Annotated in this window: 19 protein-coding genes; 5 read left to right on the top strand and 14 right to left on the bottom strand. The window is 38.6% G+C overall.

Features of this window, described 5'->3' with window-relative positions; all coding sequences use genetic code 11:
• The first annotated feature begins 405 nt into the window (after positions 1–405).
• From BV902_RS03655 to BV902_RS03635, 5 genes are all read left to right on the top strand, one after another.
• Positions 406–2,841 carry a TonB-dependent receptor gene (locus BV902_RS03655; RefSeq protein ID WP_075990825.1) on the top strand — a complete coding sequence of 812 codons (2,436 nt, stop codon included), beginning with the start codon at positions 406–408 and terminating at the stop codon, positions 2,839–2,841.
• Between the two features lie 140 nt (positions 2,842–2,981).
• Positions 2,982–3,440, top strand: a complete 459-nt coding sequence (gene dtd / locus BV902_RS03650; protein ID WP_075994611.1) for a D-aminoacyl-tRNA deacylase — start codon at positions 2,982–2,984, stop codon at positions 3,438–3,440.
• A 16-nt stretch (positions 3,441–3,456) separates the two neighbouring features.
• Positions 3,457–3,783, top strand: coding sequence for a nucleotide pyrophosphohydrolase (locus BV902_RS03645; protein ID WP_075990824.1), 327 nt, complete (start codon positions 3,457–3,459; stop codon positions 3,781–3,783).
• Between the two features lie 62 nt (positions 3,784–3,845).
• Entirely contained in the window at positions 3,846–5,546 is a 1,701-nt protein-coding gene (ggt, locus tag BV902_RS03640; protein ID WP_075990823.1) for a gamma-glutamyltransferase, read from the top strand.
• A 56-nt stretch (positions 5,547–5,602) separates the two neighbouring features.
• Positions 5,603–5,977 carry a hypothetical protein gene (locus BV902_RS03635; protein WP_075990822.1) on the top strand — a complete coding sequence of 125 codons (375 nt, stop codon included), beginning with the start codon at positions 5,603–5,605 and terminating at the stop codon, positions 5,975–5,977.
• A gap of 60 nt (positions 5,978–6,037) precedes the next feature.
• Here the strand turns inward: BV902_RS03635 and groL are convergent, their stop codons facing one another.
• The 14 genes from groL to BV902_RS03560 form a co-directional block, all read right to left on the bottom strand.
• Entirely contained in the window at positions 6,038–7,675 is a 1,638-nt protein-coding gene (gene groL / locus BV902_RS03630) for a chaperonin GroEL (protein ID WP_070561631.1), read from the bottom strand.
• A gap of 165 nt (positions 7,676–7,840) precedes the next feature.
• Complete coding sequence (locus BV902_RS03625) at positions 7,841–8,116, bottom strand: co-chaperone GroES (RefSeq protein ID WP_028070710.1); 276 nt, start codon at positions 8,114–8,116, stop codon at positions 7,841–7,843.
• A gap of 301 nt (positions 8,117–8,417) precedes the next feature.
• The gene (secG, locus tag BV902_RS03615) at positions 8,418–8,831 is read right to left on the bottom strand and encodes a preprotein translocase subunit SecG (protein ID WP_075990820.1); all 414 of its coding nucleotides are present in this window, start codon (positions 8,829–8,831) and stop codon (positions 8,418–8,420) included.
• 12 nt (positions 8,832–8,843) lie between these two features.
• Positions 8,844–9,914: a hypothetical protein gene (locus tag BV902_RS03610; protein WP_075990819.1), complete on the bottom strand. Its 1,071-nt coding sequence runs from the start codon at positions 9,912–9,914 to the stop codon at positions 8,844–8,846.
• Positions 9,915–9,927: 13 nt separating this feature from the next.
• Positions 9,928–10,443 (bottom strand): LptE family protein, encoded by a 516-nt coding sequence (locus BV902_RS03605; protein WP_075990818.1) that lies wholly within the window; start codon positions 10,441–10,443, stop codon positions 9,928–9,930.
• Positions 10,444–10,452: 9 nt separating this feature from the next.
• Entirely contained in the window at positions 10,453–11,727 is a 1,275-nt protein-coding gene (locus tag BV902_RS03600) for a sigma-54 interaction domain-containing protein (RefSeq protein WP_075990817.1), read from the bottom strand.
• A gap of 36 nt (positions 11,728–11,763) precedes the next feature.
• Positions 11,764–13,200, bottom strand: a complete 1,437-nt coding sequence (miaB, locus tag BV902_RS03595) for a tRNA (N6-isopentenyl adenosine(37)-C2)-methylthiotransferase MiaB (protein WP_075990816.1) — start codon at positions 13,198–13,200, stop codon at positions 11,764–11,766.
• A 307-nt stretch (positions 13,201–13,507) separates the two neighbouring features.
• Positions 13,508–14,191 carry an OmpA family protein gene (locus tag BV902_RS03590; protein ID WP_349681403.1) on the bottom strand — a complete coding sequence of 228 codons (684 nt, stop codon included), beginning with the start codon at positions 14,189–14,191 and terminating at the stop codon, positions 13,508–13,510.
• Between the two features lie 218 nt (positions 14,192–14,409).
• A complete protein-coding gene (locus tag BV902_RS03585; protein ID WP_075990815.1) occupies positions 14,410–15,162 on the bottom strand; it encodes a hypothetical protein in 753 nt (250 codons plus the stop codon).
• A gap of 207 nt (positions 15,163–15,369) precedes the next feature.
• Positions 15,370–15,768, bottom strand: a complete 399-nt coding sequence (locus BV902_RS03580; protein ID WP_075990814.1) for a hypothetical protein — start codon at positions 15,766–15,768, stop codon at positions 15,370–15,372.
• An 11-nt stretch (positions 15,769–15,779) separates the two neighbouring features.
• Positions 15,780–17,189: a 23S rRNA (uracil(1939)-C(5))-methyltransferase RlmD gene (gene rlmD, locus BV902_RS03575; RefSeq protein ID WP_075994610.1), complete on the bottom strand. Its 1,410-nt coding sequence runs from the start codon at positions 17,187–17,189 to the stop codon at positions 15,780–15,782.
• Between the two features lie 396 nt (positions 17,190–17,585).
• Positions 17,586–18,161, bottom strand: coding sequence for a TetR/AcrR family transcriptional regulator (locus tag BV902_RS03570; RefSeq protein ID WP_075990813.1), 576 nt, complete (start codon positions 18,159–18,161; stop codon positions 17,586–17,588).
• 125 nt (positions 18,162–18,286) lie between these two features.
• Positions 18,287–19,327, bottom strand: coding sequence for a phenylalanine--tRNA ligase subunit alpha (gene pheS, locus BV902_RS03565; RefSeq protein WP_075990812.1), 1,041 nt, complete (start codon positions 19,325–19,327; stop codon positions 18,287–18,289).
• A gap of 238 nt (positions 19,328–19,565) precedes the next feature.
• Positions 19,566–20,024, bottom strand: coding sequence for a single-stranded DNA-binding protein (locus BV902_RS03560; RefSeq protein ID WP_075990811.1), 459 nt, complete (start codon positions 20,022–20,024; stop codon positions 19,566–19,568).
• Positions 20,025–20,041 lie beyond the last annotated feature (17 nt).

Genomic DNA, 20,041 nt, shown 5'->3' with positions numbered 1-20,041 from the left:
ATCTCCTCACTATCAATTTAGTAACTAAATTTTTTTGACCTGTATGAATACATACCTTTAGTAGAAAAATTCATGCCAAGGTACCTAAAAAGAACAATAAATACCAAAAACAACAATTTGCACAAATTTTTAACCAAAAAGAAATAATACCGCAAATCCGCTCTTTTTCATTTGTCATAAATTACTTCTTTATACTTCATTTCAATTTTAAATTTATATATTCGCAGCATCGAATAGGGGTGCCTTGTTTTGTCAGGAACACAAATAAAGGCTGAGATTATACCCAACAGATTAAATTCTGTACACCTGATCCAGATAATGCTGGCGTAGGGAGAGGTTAGTTAAATAGTGCGGTCGTAGTAACCCCTTGCTATGATTTGTTTAACTCAAACAAAATACATTACCATGATCAAATTTTTGATTTGTAGCTCCTTAGCTACTATTTCAAGCCAAATTGCCATTGCGCAACAAAATCTGACAATTAAAGCTGTAGACAATACCAATCAGACCCCCTTACAGTATGTTTCCATATCTATAGATGGACAAGCATCCTTTGCTGGCCAATCGGACAAAAATGGGCTGATTAAACTATATCGTATCAATACAGGTAAGCACCAGATCCAGGTATCTTCTCTTGGATATAAAACATGGAGCCAAAATGTGGATGTTAAAGACAATTTGGAGCTTACGGTAGCGTTAGAACCTAGTACAATTCAAATGGAAGAGGTGCTTGTTCAATCTACCCGTGCCAAAAGAAATGCTCCTACAACCTTTAAAAACATCTCCAAAGAAGAAATAACGCGTAACAACCTCGGCCAGGATATCCCATTCCTTTTAAATCAGACTCCATCCGTGCAGGTCAATTCCGATGCCGGTGCAGGCATAGGTTATACCGGAATGACAATCAGGGGATCGGATAATCAACGAATCAACGTAACATTAAATGGAATCCCTTTAAATGATGCGGAGAGCATGGGTTCATTTTTTGTAAACCTTCCCGACTTTGCCTCTTCTACTGAGAGCATCCAAGTTCAGCGTGGTATTGGGACTTCGACGAATGGTGCCGGATCATTTGGAGCCTCATTAAATATTCAGTCCAATACTTTAGTCGAACCCCCTTACGCAGAACTCAACAATTCATTTGGCTCCTACAATACCTGGAAAAATACAGTCAAGGTAGGTACCGGACTAATTAACGACAAATTTGCCTTCAATGCCAGATTATCTCGAATCAGTAGCGATGGTTATATCGAGAGAGGTAGTTCAGACTTACAGTCTTTCTATGTGGACGGAGGCTATTATGGCAAGAAACATATTTTAAAAGGAATTGTATTCTGGGGAAAAGAAAAGACATATCAAGCCTGGAATGGCGTTCCTGAACCATTGATTACTGGCGATCGATCGCGCATGGATGACTATGCTGATAATGCACTCGAAATCTCGGACGCAGAGAAGGATCGTTTCATGAACGCTGGCCGGAATTATAATCTATATACGTATCAAAATCAAACAGATAATTATACGCAGAAACATCATCAACTTCATTATACCAATATCCTGAACGACAAATTGACACTCAATACAGCCTTACACTATACAAGAGGTTATGGTTACTATGAAGAAATGAGACCGGGAGATAAACTAAGTAAATACGGTTTGCCTAACGTCATCATTGGTAAAGATACCATACAAAAAACAGATCTCGTCCGTAGGAGATGGCTTGATAATTATTTTTATGGCGTGACCTATGCCCTAAATTACAGACCGAATGATCAGCTTGAAATTACTTGGGGTGGAGCTTATAATCAATACAAAGGAAAACATTATGGCCAGGTGATTTGGGCACAATATGCATCAACCGGTTTTCTTGACGACAAATATTACTTCGGGAAATCACAAAAAAATGATTTCAGTAATTTCTTAAAGGTCGATTACAAACTAGACAAGTGGATATTAATGGCCGATATTCAATATCGGAATGTAGATTACCACATGTATGGTGATGATGATAAGGTGAAAAATTATAATTATCATCCTAAGTTTAATTTCTTGAACCCTAAAGCTGGTGCAACTTATTTGCTAAATGACCATTCAAATGTATACGCTTCTTATGCCTTTGCACAAAAAGAACCTGTTCGCAAGGATTTTATAGAGAAAAATAGCGCCTTACCAGACCCTACCCCGGAAAAAATGCAGGACATCGAATTTGGCTATCGTTTTACAAATGAAAAATTCAACATCGGATTGAATGGATATGGCATGTTTTACAAAGATCAGTTGATCCCAACAGGCGAAATCAGTGATACTGGCTCTCCAATTCGACAAAATGTCAAAGATAGCTATAGAATGGGGCTTGAATTCGATGGATCATGGAACATCAGCAAACAGTTCAACTGGAAAGCAACAGCTAGTTTCAGCCAAAATAAAATTAAAGACTTTGAAGAGGTAATCGGTGATACAAGGATATTTTATTCAAAAACAAACATTGCTTTATCTCCGGGAACGATTTTGTCAAGTAATTTTTCTTATAGTCCGATAACGTCACTTACATTCTCTCTTCTATCCAAATTTGTAGGAACACAATATCTAGATAATTCATCGGCGAAAGAGAGGAGCATTTCTTCTTATTTTGTCAACAATCTGTTAGCAAACTATAGCTTTACAGCATTAGGTATCAAAAACATCAGTGCAACTTTACAGGTCAACAACATCTTAAACGAAAAGTACGAAGCCAATGGCTACACCTTCGGTTGGATGGAAGGTGATACCAGAAAATATTATAATTTCTATTTCCCACAAGCACCAACAAATTTCCTATTGGGCTTGAATTTCAAATTTTAGAAACAATTTATTTAAATAAAAAAACGTCTCTTTTTTCCTGAGGAAGCAAGAGACGTTTTTTATTTAATATGGCGGATAAATTGCACATTACATCGTGTTTAACAATCGGAATTTTTACCTTTGGTTTTATACTTTTCATTATGCGCGCAGTTATACAACGAGTGAAAAACGCCTCTTGTACGGTAGATAATCAGATTACAGGCAAGATCCAGAAGGGTTTAATGATTTTATTAGGAGTTGAAGAAGCTGACACAACAGAAGATCTGAAATGGTTAGGACAGAAATTCATCAACTTACGCATCTTCGAGGATGAACAGGGCCTGATGAATAAATCGATACAGGACATAGACGGAAATATCTTACTCATCTCACAATTCACCCTCTTTGCTCAAACAAAAAAAGGAAACAGACCTTCTTTTATCAGAGCAGCAAGACCGGATAAAGCCAAACCAATGTATGAAGAGATGGCTTTATTGTTAAGTCAATTGCTCCAAAAAGAGGTTCAACTTGGCATATTCGGAGCAGATATGAAAATCGACCTACTGAATGATGGTCCAGTTACCATCGTCATGGATACAAAAGATAAGGACAACTTTTAATTTTTTATTGAAAAAGATGACAATTAAAGAAGCACAAGAGGTTATTGACAAATGGATCAATAGTACCGGAGTACGTTATTTCAACGAACTGACAAACACCGCCATACTCATGGAAGAAGTCGGTGAGGTTGCCCGAATAATGGCTCGACAATACGGAGAGCAATCTTTCAAAAAATCAGACAAAGAAGTCAATTTAGCAGATGAAATGGCCGATGTATTATTCGTTTTGATGTGTCTTGCCAATCAAACGGGAATTGATCTAACAGAAGCTCTGGAACAAAATCTTCAAAAGAAATCAATTCGGGATGCCGACCGCCATAAAAACAACGAAAAACTTAAATAATTGGAGATAGTATTGTTTGTACAACTCTTTGAGATAATATTTAAAGTTTTAAATCGAATACGATGTATAAATTCATAACCTATTCGCTCATAGCGAGCATATGCCTTGCCTCTTGTGCGACAAAACAACAGCTAAATTCTAAGGTCGAGCAGGCCAGTACTTTTAATAAGGCTGCCGTAGTCACAGCGTATCCTTTGGCTTCAGAAGTCGGCGTAAAGATTTTAAAACAAGGTGGAAATGCAATAGATGCTGCAGTTGCCGTGCAATTTGCTTTGGCAGTTGTTTATCCAAATGCAGGAAATATTGGCGGCGGCGGCTTTATGCTCTATCGCGATCATCGGGGTAATTTAGATGCCCTAGATTTTCGTGAGAAAGCTCCTCAAAAAGCATCCCGGGATATGTATCTCGATGCCCAAGGTAATGTTATTCCTGAGTTGAGTCTTTACAGTCAATTGGCCTCAGGCATCCCTGGGTCTGTTGCCGGTATGTGGGAAGCACACAGAAAGTATGGCAAGTTGCAATGGAAAGATCTCGTACTCCCAGCAATACAGCTCGCCAGAACAGGTTTTAAAATCAGTCAACGACAAGCCAATGAGTTTGAAAGCCATAAAGATCGTTTTGTCAAGCTGAATCCCTCTGGTGCTGCAATTATCAAAACCACAGCTTGGAAAACAGCTGACCCATTTATCCAGGAGGAACTCGCGAAAACGCTGGAAAGAATCGCAATAGAAGGGCGAGACGGCTTCTATAAAGGTAAAACGGCCGACTTAATTGTTGCCGAAATGGACAAAGGGAAAGGCATTATCAATCATCAAGATTTACTGGATTATCAGGCAATTTGGCGTACCCCAATTTCCACAAATTACAGGGGGCACAAAGTTATTTCCATGCCGCCGCCTTCGAGTGGGGGAACATCTCTTTTGGCCTTGCTCAAATCAGTCGAACAGTTTCCACTTCAACGCTGGGGCTTTCAAACCGATTCAACCATTCGTGTCATGGTCGAAGCTGAACGCTATGTATATGCCAATCGGGCCAAATATTTAGGAGATCCTGATTTTATTAGGGTACCCGTCCAACAGCTTATTGACTCCAGCTCAAATGCACATAAACTCAATTCATTCAATTTCCGTAAAGCGACATTAAGCAAAGATGTCAATGCAGATGTCATTCCTGGCTATGAAAGTGAACAAACGACACATTTCAATATCGTAGACGAGCAAGGGAATGCAGTATCCATTACAACAACACTCAATGATTCTTATGGCTCGGGAGTATTTGTGGCCGGCGCAGGTTTTCTCCTAAACAATGAAATGGATGATTTCTCTGTGAAGACCGGTGTCCCAAACATGTATGGGCTTACAGGGGAAAAAGCGAACGAGATTCAGCCCGGCAAAAGAATGCTCAGCTCAATGACACCCACTATTGTAGAAAAAGATGGCAAACTATTCATGGTTGTGGGAACCCCGGGGGGATCAACCATCATTACCTCTGTTTTTCAGACTATCCTCAACGTTATTGACTTCCGACAAAATGCACAATCTGCTGTGAGCCTGCCAAGATTTCATCATCAATGGCTTCCTGATCGCATTGATGTCGAAAATAACGCTATCAATTCCAATTTACGTGGCCAATTGACAAAAGATGGCTATACGATAAATCCGAGAGGGGCAATCGGCCGTGTGGAGAATATACTTGTATTACCAAATGGTAAATTACAGACAGGAGCCGACCCACGTGGAGACGATACAGCGAAAGGTTATTAGATTAAAAATGATTAAACTATTTGATGCAATCCCTATCTTACAAGAAACAACATATTATGATTCAAAGGAACTACAACAGGATTTTCAGAGCAACATTAGCGACCATATTTACGTTGATTTTATTTTCAAACTGCAAAATACTTCAAGGGCCTGATCTTACAAAGATACAAGTTGGTATGACCAAAGCACAAGTTATTCAAAAACTTGGAAAACCAGACGCTATTGTGGCTGCTAAGAAGTATCAGGAAGGCATCTTAGAAATATACGAATATAATACTCCTCAACTTGAAAATCCAGTAGATTCAGCCTCAGGATTTCGTCAATATTGGTTACATTTTTTTAATGACGAGCTGCAGGAATGGGGTACTAAACGTAATTATTCACCTCGAGAATACGATCATTATTACGAGAAATACAGAAGGCGTCATTAAGTACAAGGCATAAAAAAACCTGTTATCTAAGATAACAGGTTTTTTTTATAAGGATGAATCTTACATCATTCCACCCATACCGCCACCCATTGGAGGAGCACCAGCACCTACAGGGTTTTCTTCAGCTTCGTCAGCTAAGACACACTCGGTAGTCAATAACATTGAAGCAACTGAAGCTGCATTTTCCAATGCTACACGAGATACTTTAGTTGGATCAATTACACCAGCAGCGATTAAGTTCTCGTAACGGTCTGTACGTGCGTTGTAACCGAAATCTGCAGTTCCTTCTTTCACTTTTTGAACGATTACTGCACCTTCAATACCAGCGTTATTACAGATCTGACGTAATGGCTCTTCGATAGCGCGTTTAATGATGTCAATACCGATTTGCTCATCTTCGTTGTCACCTTTAAGGTTTACCAAGGCTTCAGTTGAGCGAATGAATGCAACACCACCACCAGCGATAATACCTTCTTCAACAGCTGCACGAGTTGCATGTAAAGCATCATCAACACGGTCTTTTTTCTCTTTCATTTCAACCTCAGTAGTCGCACCTACATATAACACAGCTACACCACCTGACAATTTTGCCAGACGTTCTTGTAGTTTTTCACGATCGTAATCAGAAGTTGTTGTTTCGATTTGTGAACGGATTTGAGCAACGCGTGCTTTGATATCCTCTACATTACCAGAACCATTGATAATAGTTGTGTTATCTTTGTCAACTTGAACTTTTTCAGCTTGACCCAAGTAAGATAACTCAGCATTCTCTAATTTGAAACCTCTTTCTTCAGAGATAACAGTACCACCAGTTAAGATAGCGATATCTTCTAACATTGCTTTACGACGGTCACCGAAACCTGGAGCTTTAACAGCTGCAACTTTCAACGAACCACGGATTTTATTAACAACTAATGTTGCAAGTGCCTCACCATCTAAGTCTTCAGCAATGATCAATAATGGTTTACCAGTTTGAACTTGTTTCTCCAAGATAGGCAACAATTCTTTCATGTTACTGATTTTCTTGTCGTAGATCAAGATGTATGGGTTATCTAGTTCCGCTTCCATTTTGTCAGAATTTGTCACAAAATATGGCGATAAATAACCACGGTCAAATTGCATACCTTCCACAGTTTTTACTTCTGTTTCAGTACCTTTTGCCTCTTCAACAGTGATAACACCGTCGTTACCTACTTTTTCCATTGCTTGAGCGATCAAAGCACCAATTACTTCGTCATTGTTCGCTGAAATAGTAGCAACTTGTTTAATTTTATTATTGTCTTGACCAACTTCTTGAGATTGAGATTTCAAGTTAGCAACAACAGTTGCAACAGCTTTGTCAATACCACGTTTTAGATCCATTGGATTAGCTCCAGCCGCAACAGATTTGATACCTGGAGCAACGATTGCTTGTGCTAATACAGTAGCAGTTGTAGTACCATCACCAGCTTGATCAGCCGTTTTGGAAGCTACTTCTTTTACCATTTGTGCACCCATATTTTCTAAAGCGTCTTTCAATTCGATTTCTTTCGCTACCGAAACACCATCTTTAGTAATTACTGGAGCACCAAATTTTTTCTCAATAATTACGTTACGTCCTTTAGGACCTAATGTTACTTTAACTGCATTCGCTAAAGTATCTACACCTTTTTTAAGGGCCTCGCGAGCCTCAACGTTATATTTTACTTGTTTTGCCATTTTTTTATGAGTATTTAGTATTTCCAAGAAGCATAATCAGACGTTAGTATTGAACTGCAAATAAATTCTATCTTTAATCCGTCTAATTTTAAAGCTTCATTAAAATAACCTATTGAATTCTTAATTGAGCCAGTAAGCTCTTTTTAAATAATCTCTTCTTATTAATTAGATAACCGCGTAAATATCAGACTCACGCATAATTAAGTACTCTTTTCCTTCGTAAGTAATTTCAGTACCTGCGTATTTTCCGTATAATACTTTGTCACCAACTTTCACAGTTAACGGTTCGTCAACTTTACCTGTACCTACAGCAACTACTGTACCTTGAGATGGTTTTTCTTTTGCTGTATCGGGGATATACAACCCTGAAGCTGTTTTTTCTTCTGCTGGAGCAGCTTCTACTACTACTCTGTCTCCGATAGGTTTGATACTTAATGCCATAATTAATTTACTTTTTATCTGTTATTGAATTTATTTTTATGTTATAATCGTTATAAACCCATCATCTTTTATGCCAATTGTAAATAAAGCAGCTTATAAGACAATTTTTCACAGAAAAGTTAATATCCCCATCGACAAAAATTCATTTTGCTGTCACACTGTCATTCCTGGCCTGCCAGTCTTACTTCCGTCGACCGACATCCAGATAAATTTAACGGTACAGGTCGGCGTTAGACAAAATACACAACATAAAAAAGCCCCGTCTGTGAAACAAACGGGGCTCATAATTCTTTATTGATAACTATTTCTTAGCTTCTTCTGCTGGTTTTGTTGCCGGTGTAGTCACTGGGGCCTTTTCTTGCGATTGAGCCGGAGCAGCTTGCCCTTGTCCCGCAGGAGTACCAGTAGGTTGTTGTCCAGTACCCAAATTCAATGGACCTTGTTGTTTAGGCGCTTCAATTTGACCGCCCAATCCACCTTTAGATGTACTTGGTGATGTGCCAATAATATTTACACCTAAGCTAAATACCATAATGGCAATAACCATGATCCAAGTACCTTTTTCCAAAAAGTCACCTGTACGTTTTACTCCCATAAGATTTGTTCCACCTGAAAAACCAGATGACAAACCACCTCCTTTTGGATTTTGGATTAAAACCAAAAACGCTAAAATAATACTAGCTAATATGATTAGACCGATTAATAATCCTTGCATCTCTTTATGTTATTAATTTAATTTCTTTTCTAATTCTGTTATGCGTGCCGCAAAGTAAGCATTTTTTTCTGGATATTTCAAAACTAATTTTTTGTAAACCTCTATTGCTTTTGGATATAAGCCTTGTTCCACATAGATCTTTGCGAGCGTTTCGGTAACAAGTGTATGTTGATCTTCCGAACTTTTCCTAGCTTTATTCTCCAAGTCTAATTTTTCCGCTTGTAAAGGCTGAATCATAGGCTCCTCACGAATAAACTTTTCGATCACCTCATCAGTTTTACGCGGTATTTGAAAAGAGATTGTCGTTTTAACCTCATCACTCAACTTTGCTTCAGGCGATTGTAAATGAAAAATATTCTCCCGGATCTGTTGATCGAGTAGCTGAGTTTCTAGTTTCTCATGAATTTTAGCAATATCGTCATTGGAGGGCTTCATTGGCCCTAATGGGGATTTAACATAGGGCTGATAGGTATCAGCATATTCTAATCTCGTCTTATGCAACCACCATAAGAAACTGTATGGCATGGTATCATCATCATAGACCGAAACACGTTCTTGACCATCATCCATTATTTCGGCAACAGATTCCGATAGAACAGGTGCTACTAGTGCAGACTCCTCTGAATCGGCAATAATTTCTTGCTGCTGATCGCTTGACCGAAAATAATCTTTTGCAACCCCCGCTTGAATCAAACGATCCAATTCATCAACTTCCACCTTGGATAAAACTGGTTCAGCAACAATTTCGCTTTCAGCTTCAATTTCGACAATCCCATCATCGTCGCGAAGTGCTCCATCCACTAGAAATTCATCTGAAGGCATTATTGCATCAGGCTCTGCCGCCGATTTACAATGCATAAATTCATACAACCAACTCGGAGAAGATGCATAGAGCAGAGTAGACGATAAATTCTGAACTGAACTATGCTTGCCAAAAACTTTACGTTCATAAACAAATCGCAGGCTTTGGGCGTACGGATATTTCTCAATCAATGCTAAAACAACATCTTCCGCCACAGTGTCCGGATGATTGATTGCTTGAAAAAAAAGCTCGTTATTGGATAATGATATATTAAGATTCATCTTGGAAATAGAATTACCAATTAGCAAACGCTTTATTGTATATATCCTCAGTTAACATTTGAATAATTTCTTTACCCAAGGTCTCTTCTTGTGCACTTTGAAGATTTCCTGCAAACTCTTTAAATCGCGTAAAAGGCTGTTCAAAATCATCCTTCGGATTAATTTTATTATGATAGGCAACCTTGATTGTAATAGTCAATCTATTCATAGCTGCACGATCTGTCCCGGCTTCAACAGCTGCCGGACTTATCGAATACTCTGTAATAAATCCTTCAAAGGTAGCATCACCGTCTTGATTCACCTGACTCAATCGAGATTGGTTACGGATACGCTCTTTCAGTGCCTCCGTAAAATTCTGACTTAACGTCGGATAAACCAAAGGAGCTATATTTTCGAAATATTGAATATTGACTGTTTTCATTCCCTCAGGAATGGATCCACCAGTAAATCCATATTTTACCCCACAACTATTCATTACAAACAAAAAGATTGTGGTGAGAAAAGCATATAAAATTTTTCTTGACAACATCTGTAAACCTTAATCTAAATTTAAGTCTTTAATTTTTCTGTACAAAGTTCTTTCAGAAATTCCCAACTCCTGCGCAGCAGCTTTACGTTTACCACGGTGCTTTTTCAGTGCTTTCTTGATCAGATCAGACTCTTTATCGACAAGCGATAAAGATTCCTCAACTTCTTGAGCATCCTGAAGATATTCATCCTGTGCAACAGGATTTTTTAATACATTGGTCGGATTTGCCGGAGAATGTATCGTTAGCGTTGGGGTTGTATTATAATTTTCTGGATCTGCTTTCAATTGTGGTTCAATCTCCTGATACAATTGATTAATGTAGGGAGAATTTTGATCAAATGTGTTAGAATCGACACCTTTCTGAATTAATTCAACCACCAGTTTTTTCAGATCAACCATATCCTTCTTCATATCAAATAAGACTTTATACAGCAAATCTCTTTCTGAAAAATCCTCTTTTCCACCATTATTTGAAGGAACGACCGCTGGCAAACTCGTTCGGGATTCATTGGGTAGATAATTTTGAAGTGTATATGCATCAACAATGCGTTCTTTCTCCAAAACAGCGATTTGTTCCGCAACATTTTTCAGTTGACGCACGTTTCCGGGCCAGCTATAGTTGCGTAGCATATTCTGTGCATCTTCTGTCAATTGAACGCCAGGTGTACGGTATTTCTCAGAAAAGTCCACAATAAACTTGCGAAATAATAAGTTGATATCTTCAGGTCTTTCACGTAAAGACGGCACACGCAAGGGCACAGTATTTAAGCGATAATAAAGATCTTCACGAAATTTACCTTTTTGTACGGCTTCAAACACATTCACATTTGTCGCAGCAACCACCCGCACATTTGTCTTCTGTACCTTGGATGACCCTACCCGTATATATTCCCCTGATTCCAATACGCGTAATAATCTCGCTTGTGTCCCCAAAGGCAACTCACCCACTTCATCCAGAAAGATTGTTCCACCATCAACAACTTCAAAATATCCCTTCCTGGCTTCATGGGCACCCGTAAAAGAACCTTTTTCGTGACCAAACAACTCGGAGTCAATGGTCCCCTCTGGTATAGCTCCACAATTGACCGCAATAAAAGGGCCATGCTTACGGGAGCTTAATTGATGGATAATATGCGAAAAAACTTCTTTACCACTCCCACTTTCACCCTGTATTAATACGGAGATATCAGTTGGAGCCACTTGTCGTGCAATATCGATAGCACGGTTCAACAAAGGCGAATTACCGATAATTCCAAATCTATTCTTTATATCTTGGTTATCCATAAATTTCCAGTTGGAAATAAAACAATCTAAGTTTTCTTAATCAACAATCTTTCCCAATAATGTCGCAGAAGTACATGACTCGATAAGTACATTCACATAATCACCTTGTTTAAATCGAGGATCAATTGGAAATACCACCAATGCATTTTGATCATTACGACCGCAAAAATCGAACTCAGACCTTTTTGAAAATCCCTCGACAAGCACTTTACATACTTTGCCAACAAAATGTTGATAACGATATAAGCTATGATCGCGCTGTTTATTGATAACTTCTGTTAAACGACGTTTTTTTACATCCTCTGGAATATCATCTGCGTATCTTTTTGCAGCCAAAGTACCTGGCCTTTCCGAGTAAGCAAACATATAGGCGAAATCGTATTTGACATAATCCATCATAGATAATGTTTCCTGATGCTCCTCTTCTGTTTCAGTACAGAAACCTGTAATAACATCGGTAGAAATAGCACATTCAGGAATAATACGGCGGATGGCATCCACACGTTCCATATACCATTCACGGTCATAGGTACGATTCATCAATTCCAATACCCGGGAATTTCCAGATTGAACTGGCAAGTGAATATAATTACAGATGTTTTCATGCGAAGCTATTGCATATAAAACTTCATCTGTAATATCTTTTGGATGGGAAGTAGAGAAGCGAATACGTAAAAGCGGGCTGATTTCAGCAACCATCGTAAGCAAACGAGCAAATGTTATAGTTTCACCCGGTTCCTCCCCTTCAGCTACTGGAGCAGTATATTTGTAGGAATCCACATTTTGTCCCAACAACGTAACCTCCTTATAACCTGCATTAAAGAGATCTTGGGCCTCCTTCACGATAGATTGTGGATCACGGCTACGTTCACGTCCACGTGTAAAAGGAACAACACAGAAAGAACACATGTTGTCGCAGCCACGCATAATCGAAATAAAAGCTGTTACACCATTTGAATTCAAACGGACTGGATTAATATCGGCATACGTTTCCTCTCTAGATAACAAAACGTTTACAGCTTTAGCTCCATCGTCAACCTTATCAATCAAATTTGGTAGATCGCGATAAGCATCTGGCCCTACAACGACATCAACCAACTTCTCTTCCTCTAAGAATTTCGATTTCAAACGCTCCGCCATACACCCCAGCACACCAACGATCATTCCAGGATTTTTTGCTTTAGCAGCTTCAAATTCCTTTAGACGATTGCGCACACGCTGTTCTGCATTTTCGCGGATTGAACAGGTATTAATAAAAACCACATCCGCTTCCTGATAATTCTTGGTTGTTTCAAATCCCTTATCCAACAAAATAGAAGCAACAATCTCACTATCCGAAAAATTCATCTGGCAACCGTAACTTTCAATATACAGTTTGCGTCCATTACTTAACGTCGGATCCTTTTCTAATAATAATGCCTCACCCTGACGAGATTCGTCGTGTTCCTTAGTGGTATGTGTTAAATCTAGCATAGCTCGATATTCAATAGAATATAATTTTTATTATTTTCGATGACATAACCAATGCAATGACCGATCTTTTGCTGATCTGATTTTATGCCCTTAGTTATTTCAAAGACTACAAAGTTAGAAATTTAAATCCATATAATGACAGTTTGTCAGACAGAAATATGGTTTATCCTTTGTCAAATTTTAGGAGCAAATGGACTATATAAAATTCTGACACGCTGTATTTCACAAAAAAAGCGTTGATTAAATCAACGCTTTCTTATAATTCAAGATCAATAGATTTGTTTCAGGAGAATATTCCTGAGAATGCTTACTGACCTGCTTGTTGTTTCGCTTCTTTCTTCATTTGATCACCTGCAACAATAACGATTTCAACACGACGATTTTGAGCACGTCCTGCTTCCGTATCGTTACTTGCAATTGGTTCAGAGAAGTTTCTACCTTCAGTTCTAATACGCGAAGACGCTAAGCCTTTAGATACCGCAAATGCACGTACAGAATTTGCGCGGTCTAAAGATACTTTTTCATTCGCAGCCAACGTACCTACATTATCCGTATGTCCGATAACTAAGATTTCAGTACCTTGTTCTTTGTTCAAGGTTGTTACCAAATTTGCGATATTATCTTTAGCGGACGCTTTCAAATCTGATTTATTGAAATCAAATAAAATACCTGAATCAAACTTAACCACGATACCTTCCGCAGATTGCGTAACTTCAGCTCCTTCAACAGTTTTAGAAATCTCAGCAGCTTGTTTATCCATTTTTTTACCAATCAATACACCGGCAGCTCCACCAATTGCAGCACCTGCTAATGTACCGATAGCCGTATTACCAGCTTTGCCACCGATCAATGCACCTAAAGCACCTCCAGCAACACCACCGATTACGCCACCTTTAGTCGTATTATTTGTATTTTGGATGGTAGAACAACTTCCAAATAACATAGCTGAGGTTGCAACTGTCAAACCTAATACAGCTAATTTTCTATTCATTTTCATATGTATGCTATCTAAGACTTTTAATATTCAAATTAAATACCGTTCTACTAAAATCAAACAAAGTGCCAAAAGACATTTTTATCAACTTTTTTGTTACAAAACACTGAAAAAGGCCGTTAAAACTTCCAAAAATGACGTCGATACGCTACATAATTTTAAATCACCTTTTCCTACTCGTACAAACAGCTAACAGTAACAAAAGCAAAATGTTTTTATTTTTCTTGGGTCTTTACTTCAATATCAGGTAAAAGAGCTCCTTTAGGCCTTCCCTTTGCATTAAAGTCGTCCATAGATTGTTGTACGTAATGCATTAAATCATACTGTCCCCAATGCTCAGCCAGATCAAAAGATGGACGGTAACGTATCATAAAAGCATCTAATTCTGTACTATCCAGCTTCGTCAGATTTTTAACAGCTTCACGAGAGAAAATACGATCAACTTGTAACTCTTCCTTCTCCCTATCCATAAATCGCCCAAAGCGTTTCGCATTTTTGGCTTCCCTTCCAAAAAGATTATAAAGAGCGGTGGCAGGACTACCCAAATAGGTTCCGAACTTATTTTTACCCCCATTATAAACACCCTTTTTAGCGTAATTATTCATGGCATCATTTAATTCGGCCTCTTTCGTTTTTCGCTCAACGATGACGGTCTCCAATCGTATCCCTTCTTGCAATTCCACATAAAACTCATTCAGGTTGGTCAGCACGGTTTTAACAGGTGAATACCCGACTTTGGTAAAAGACAGGGAATCTCCTACCGATGCATCAATCGTAAAAACACCAAAAGAGTTACTCAACGTTGATCTGTGCGTGCGCATATTAAGCACCACAGCATCTCCAATGCGATTACCGTTCCCCTTTTGCAGCACCATTCCCGAAACCTTCTGCTGTTGTTGCGCAGTAGCTCCAAAATAGGTGAATAACAGCAAAAAAAGCCCTAATATATGTATATGTATTATTTTCATCCTATTATCTCTCTTCAATTACCCCAATTGGTTTCAGTGCGATTGTAATTCTCACCATTTTCATTGGGCCAAACATTCATTTCCGTAAGGAACAGTTTATAATTTATTTCGATCTTATTAATTCCCTGTTGCACCTAACCTACTTTGCTAAAAGTAGTAATAGTTTGACACTTGTACTGTTAAAAAAGTTTAAATATTCTTTGTTTATCACTTGTATGGATAAAAAACAAAATTAGCCCCTTCAGTCACTACAACAAACAAACACATATAGTCTTTCGCAGGCTTGTAGTTCTGAATAAAAGACGCTTTACGATCTTCTTGAATAATATCCATTTCTACAAACTCTTCCAGTGTCGAGGCGTTTATGCTCCATTTCGTCTCCAGTTCCTTACGATCTAATATCACTTCGCCAACAGAAACTTCATGCTGATGTGCGACAAAAATTGGGTAGTCAGAATAACCTTCTTCAACAATCTCAAGCGCTACTTCGCGGATTGATTCACTATAAAAATCGAGATCTACCTGCAGACTTTTTAATGGACTTTGCTCTGTAGACGGTGTATTTTCTTCTCTTGCAGATCCTGCAAATAAATCTTCTACTTCCATACTGTATGCTATTACTTCTTTAATTCCAATAAAACCACATTCTCAACGTGTTGGGTATGCGGAAACATATCTACTGGCTTGATCCGCTTCACCTCATATTTTTCGCCCAACAACACCAAATCGCGTGCCTGTGTAGCAGCATTACAACTGACATATACAATACGCGGTGATTCCATTTCTAACAAACGAGCTACAACGTCAGCGTGCATTCCTGCACGTGGTGGATCTGTAATCACCACATCTGGTTTTCCGTGTTCAGCTATGAAGGAAGGGGTCAACACATCTTTCATATCTCCAGCGTAGAACTTTGTATTCGTAATATCATTGATCGACGAATTGACTTTAGCGTCCTCAATGGCAGTAGGAACATACTCTACACCAACAACTTCTCTCGCCCTCTTAGCGACAAAGTTTGCAATTGTACCCGCTCCTGTATACAAGTCATACACCAACTCATCCCCCTTTAAATCGGCAAAGTCACGTGTGATTTTATACAGCTCATACGCTTGTGCAGAGTTTGTTTGATAGAACGACTTAGGCCCAACTTTGTAACGCAATCCCTCCATCTCCTCATAGATAAAATCACGACCGGCATATACATGAATATCCTGGTCGAAGATTGTATCATTGCGTTTCTGGTTTACGATATATAACAGGGAAGCGACTTGAGGAAACTTTTCTTTCACAAATTCCATCAACAACTCAACCTGTCCTTCTTCCGGATATGCAAACACAACGATCACCATCATCTCCCCGGTTGAAGAAATGCGGATAATCAAATTACGCAATACACCTGTGTGTTCACGCAAATCGTAGAACGTCATACCTTGACTAAGAGCAAAATCACGGATACTATTACGAACTTCATTTGAAGGATCTTCTTGCAAAAAACAATGATCGATATCTAAAATCTTATCAAAACGTCCAGGCACGTGAAAACCCAGTGCATTCATTTCTAATTGGGACGAATCTTCATCAACAGAAGTCAACCATTTTTTGTTTGAAAAAGTATATTCTAATTTATTTCTGTAATATTCTGTTTGCGCAGAGCCTAAAATACTTTCTATCGCCGAAGTATCTACTTTCCCAATACGCGAAAGGGCATTATCGACAGATTGTTGCTTAAATTTTAGCTGAGCATCATAGGTCATATGCTGCCACTTACATCCGCCACACACTCCGAAATGTTCACAAAACGGATCTACACGATAAGATGAAGCCTCTTTTAAACTGGTCACCCGAGCCTCCGCAAAATTCTTTTTCTTGCGCATAAGCTCCACGTCAACAACATCACCAGGAACAGCTTTTTCTACAAACAAAACCAAATCTTCGGTTTTTCCAACACCTCTACCCTCTTCGGCAATATCAATGATGGCAATATCTTTCAAGAACTTTTTCTCTTGCGGAATTCTTCTACTCATAGGGTGCAAAAATACAAATTTATACCGATTTTTCATCTGCATAAATGATTTATAGCCATTGATTATCACTGGCATAAACGAGTACCTGACAGGTATGATAAGTTTCGAACGAATAGAATACCGGGATCAGATTCGGACATTGTTCGTACCTTGTTCGGATGCGATACAGATCGTGTACCGTTGCTGATCAGATTCCGACCAAACGCTGAACAGGAATTATCTGTTCAGGGTCTGGTCAATAATAGTTGCAAGACTGTTCATCTCCGAAGGTGGTACGAACATAATACGAAGACAACCCGACAATACCATTAACGTTGCTGAGCATCATAAAAAAAGTGAACATGCAAAAAAAGATAACGTCGTGAATTAGAAAGGGATGAGCGCGTTATAATAATGTTACTGAACTGTTGCCTGAACAAGATAAGGAAGGATCTCTTTCTGAAACGAAATAAAGTTTTTTCGCACATCGGCATCTGAGACGGCCGTAAAAGCAAAAGAAAACACAATACTTTTACTGGACTTGATCAAAAAGGTCAGCTTTTCTTCGCTAATCGCTTCATTTATTTTTTCATTCTGAATGAATGTGCTTAGGAGCAGAAACTCCAAATCTTCAGAAAGCGTTTTTAAATATTCTTGTGCATTCGCAGATTCCCGGATAAACTCCCAACCGATCAATTCATTGCAAGCCGTATAAGTCAGTCGGCTTACCCGCAAAATTGTTGAAGCCAAAAACGAAGCCATATCATCTTCATATTTGGTTGTTTTCAAAATATCCTGCAGACTCGCACGAAGATAATCCATGAGAATGGCATGCAAGATCATCTCTTTACTATCAAAATACTTGTACACCGTCGCCTTCGCAATCCTAGCTTTTTTTGCCAATGTGTTTACACTGGTTTTATGGTAGCCATTTTGACGAAAGAGCTCACGTGCTGTTCTTTTTATGGATTCAATAATATAATCTGGTTCCATATACGTTAGATCGTACGAATGTTGAAAGTCATCTACAAAGCTTAAAGACCAAAAAGCATCACATTGTTCTCTTGCCTAGTTATCGTAGAGAATAATGTGATGCCACAATCTTTACAATGATTAATTTATATTAATTCAGTCTCAAATTGAGACAAGAAACGTGTGTCATTTTCTGAGAAAAGACGTAGGTCTTTAATCACATATTTAAGGTTTGTGATACGTTCTATTCCCATACCAAAAGCAAAACCTGAGTATTTTTTACTATCGATACCACAGTTATCAAGCACATTTGGATCGACCATACCGCAACCTAAAATCTCTACCCAGCCAGAGTACTTACACAAGTTACACCCCGCCCCTTTACAGATTGTACAGGAGATATCCATTTCTGCCGAAGGTTCAGTGAAAGGAAAATAGGATGGGCGGAAACGTACTTTGGTACCTTCGCCATACATCTCTTGAACAAAATGATATAAAGTTTGTTTCAAATCGGCAAAAGAAACATTCTCATCTACATATAAACCTTCTACTTGATGAAAGAAACAGTGTGCACGGGCTGATATAGCTTCATTTCTATAAACACGTCCAGGCATTATCGCACGAAACGGTGGTTTACCGGCTTCCATTAAACGCACCTGAACCGAAGAGGTATGCGTTCTCAATGTAATGTCATTACCTTCCTGTTTTTTGATAAAGAAAGTATCTTGCATATCACGCGCAGGATGTTCCGGCGGAAAATTCAACGCAGAAAAATTATGCCAGTCATCTTCAATTTCCGGTCCCTCTGACACAATAAAGCCTAATTTCTTGAAAATTTCAACAATTTCTTTACGAACTAAAGAGATTGGATGTCTAGACCCCAGCTGAAAACCTTGACCAGGCAATGTTAAATCACTCGCAAATTCCTGGGATTTTTGCTTCTCACCAGACCCGAACTTTTCTTGTGCTTCTTTGAATGTATTCTCTGCTAACTGCTTAAATTCATTCAACACTTTCCCCAAAGTACGTTTCTCTTCAGGCGTAACTGTTTTGAATTCATCAAAAAGATTTTTCACAATCCCTTTGGAAACCAAAAACTTCAATCTGAAATTTTCTACATCGGCTGAAGAAGTTGGCGCAAATGCCTTAATCTCTTCAGTATACTGCGTAATTCTATCTTGCAACATAATTAGAGCAAACATAGCCAAAATTTCCGCTAAAAAGAAATTTTGAACTTCGACTGAGCATCATAAAAGAACACATAACAGAAACAGCGTCCTCGCTTAGGAGAAGGCAATCAGAATTTCCCCCCAAAACACGAATAAAACAAAAGAGCAGGCTTAGTTGCCTGCTCTTTTGTTTTTCGATGATTTTACTATATTTACTATACATGTAAAGTTTTTACATAATCTCAAATTCTTCAGCTTAAAATGGTAATGGGTTATCCTCCTGATCATTCTCCGTAAAATCGACCTCCACTTCCTTATCTTCGACTTTTTGCGCCTGCGTGTTTGCTGTATTACCAGCACTTGCACCTGCATTCGGCTCAAAATCCGATTTACGGCCTAAAAGCGTAAAGGTTTCAGCGACAACCTCGGTAGCATATCGTCTAATACCTTCCTTATCCTCATAAGTACGAGTCCGCAGTCGACCTTCAATATAAACTAACTTCCCCTTTGTTAGATATTTTACAGCCACGTCAGCAAGACCTCGCCACATAACAATATTGTGCCATTCGGTTTGTTCTACTCTTTTTCCGTCTTTGTTATACGTTTCTGATGTTGCCAATGGAAAACTGGCAACAGAGACATTGCCTTCTAAATAGCGAATTTCGGGATCTTTTCCAAGATGTCCCACTAAAATGACTTTGTTAACTCCTGACATAATTTAAAAGCATAAAT

The sequence above is a fragment of the Sphingobacterium sp. B29 genome (assembly GCF_001952815.1).
Classification (GTDB): domain Bacteria; phylum Bacteroidota; class Bacteroidia; order Sphingobacteriales; family Sphingobacteriaceae; genus Sphingobacterium; species Sphingobacterium siyangense.
The sequence above is the reverse complement of the archived record's forward strand: the minus strand, read 5'-3'. Positions and strand labels throughout refer to the sequence as shown.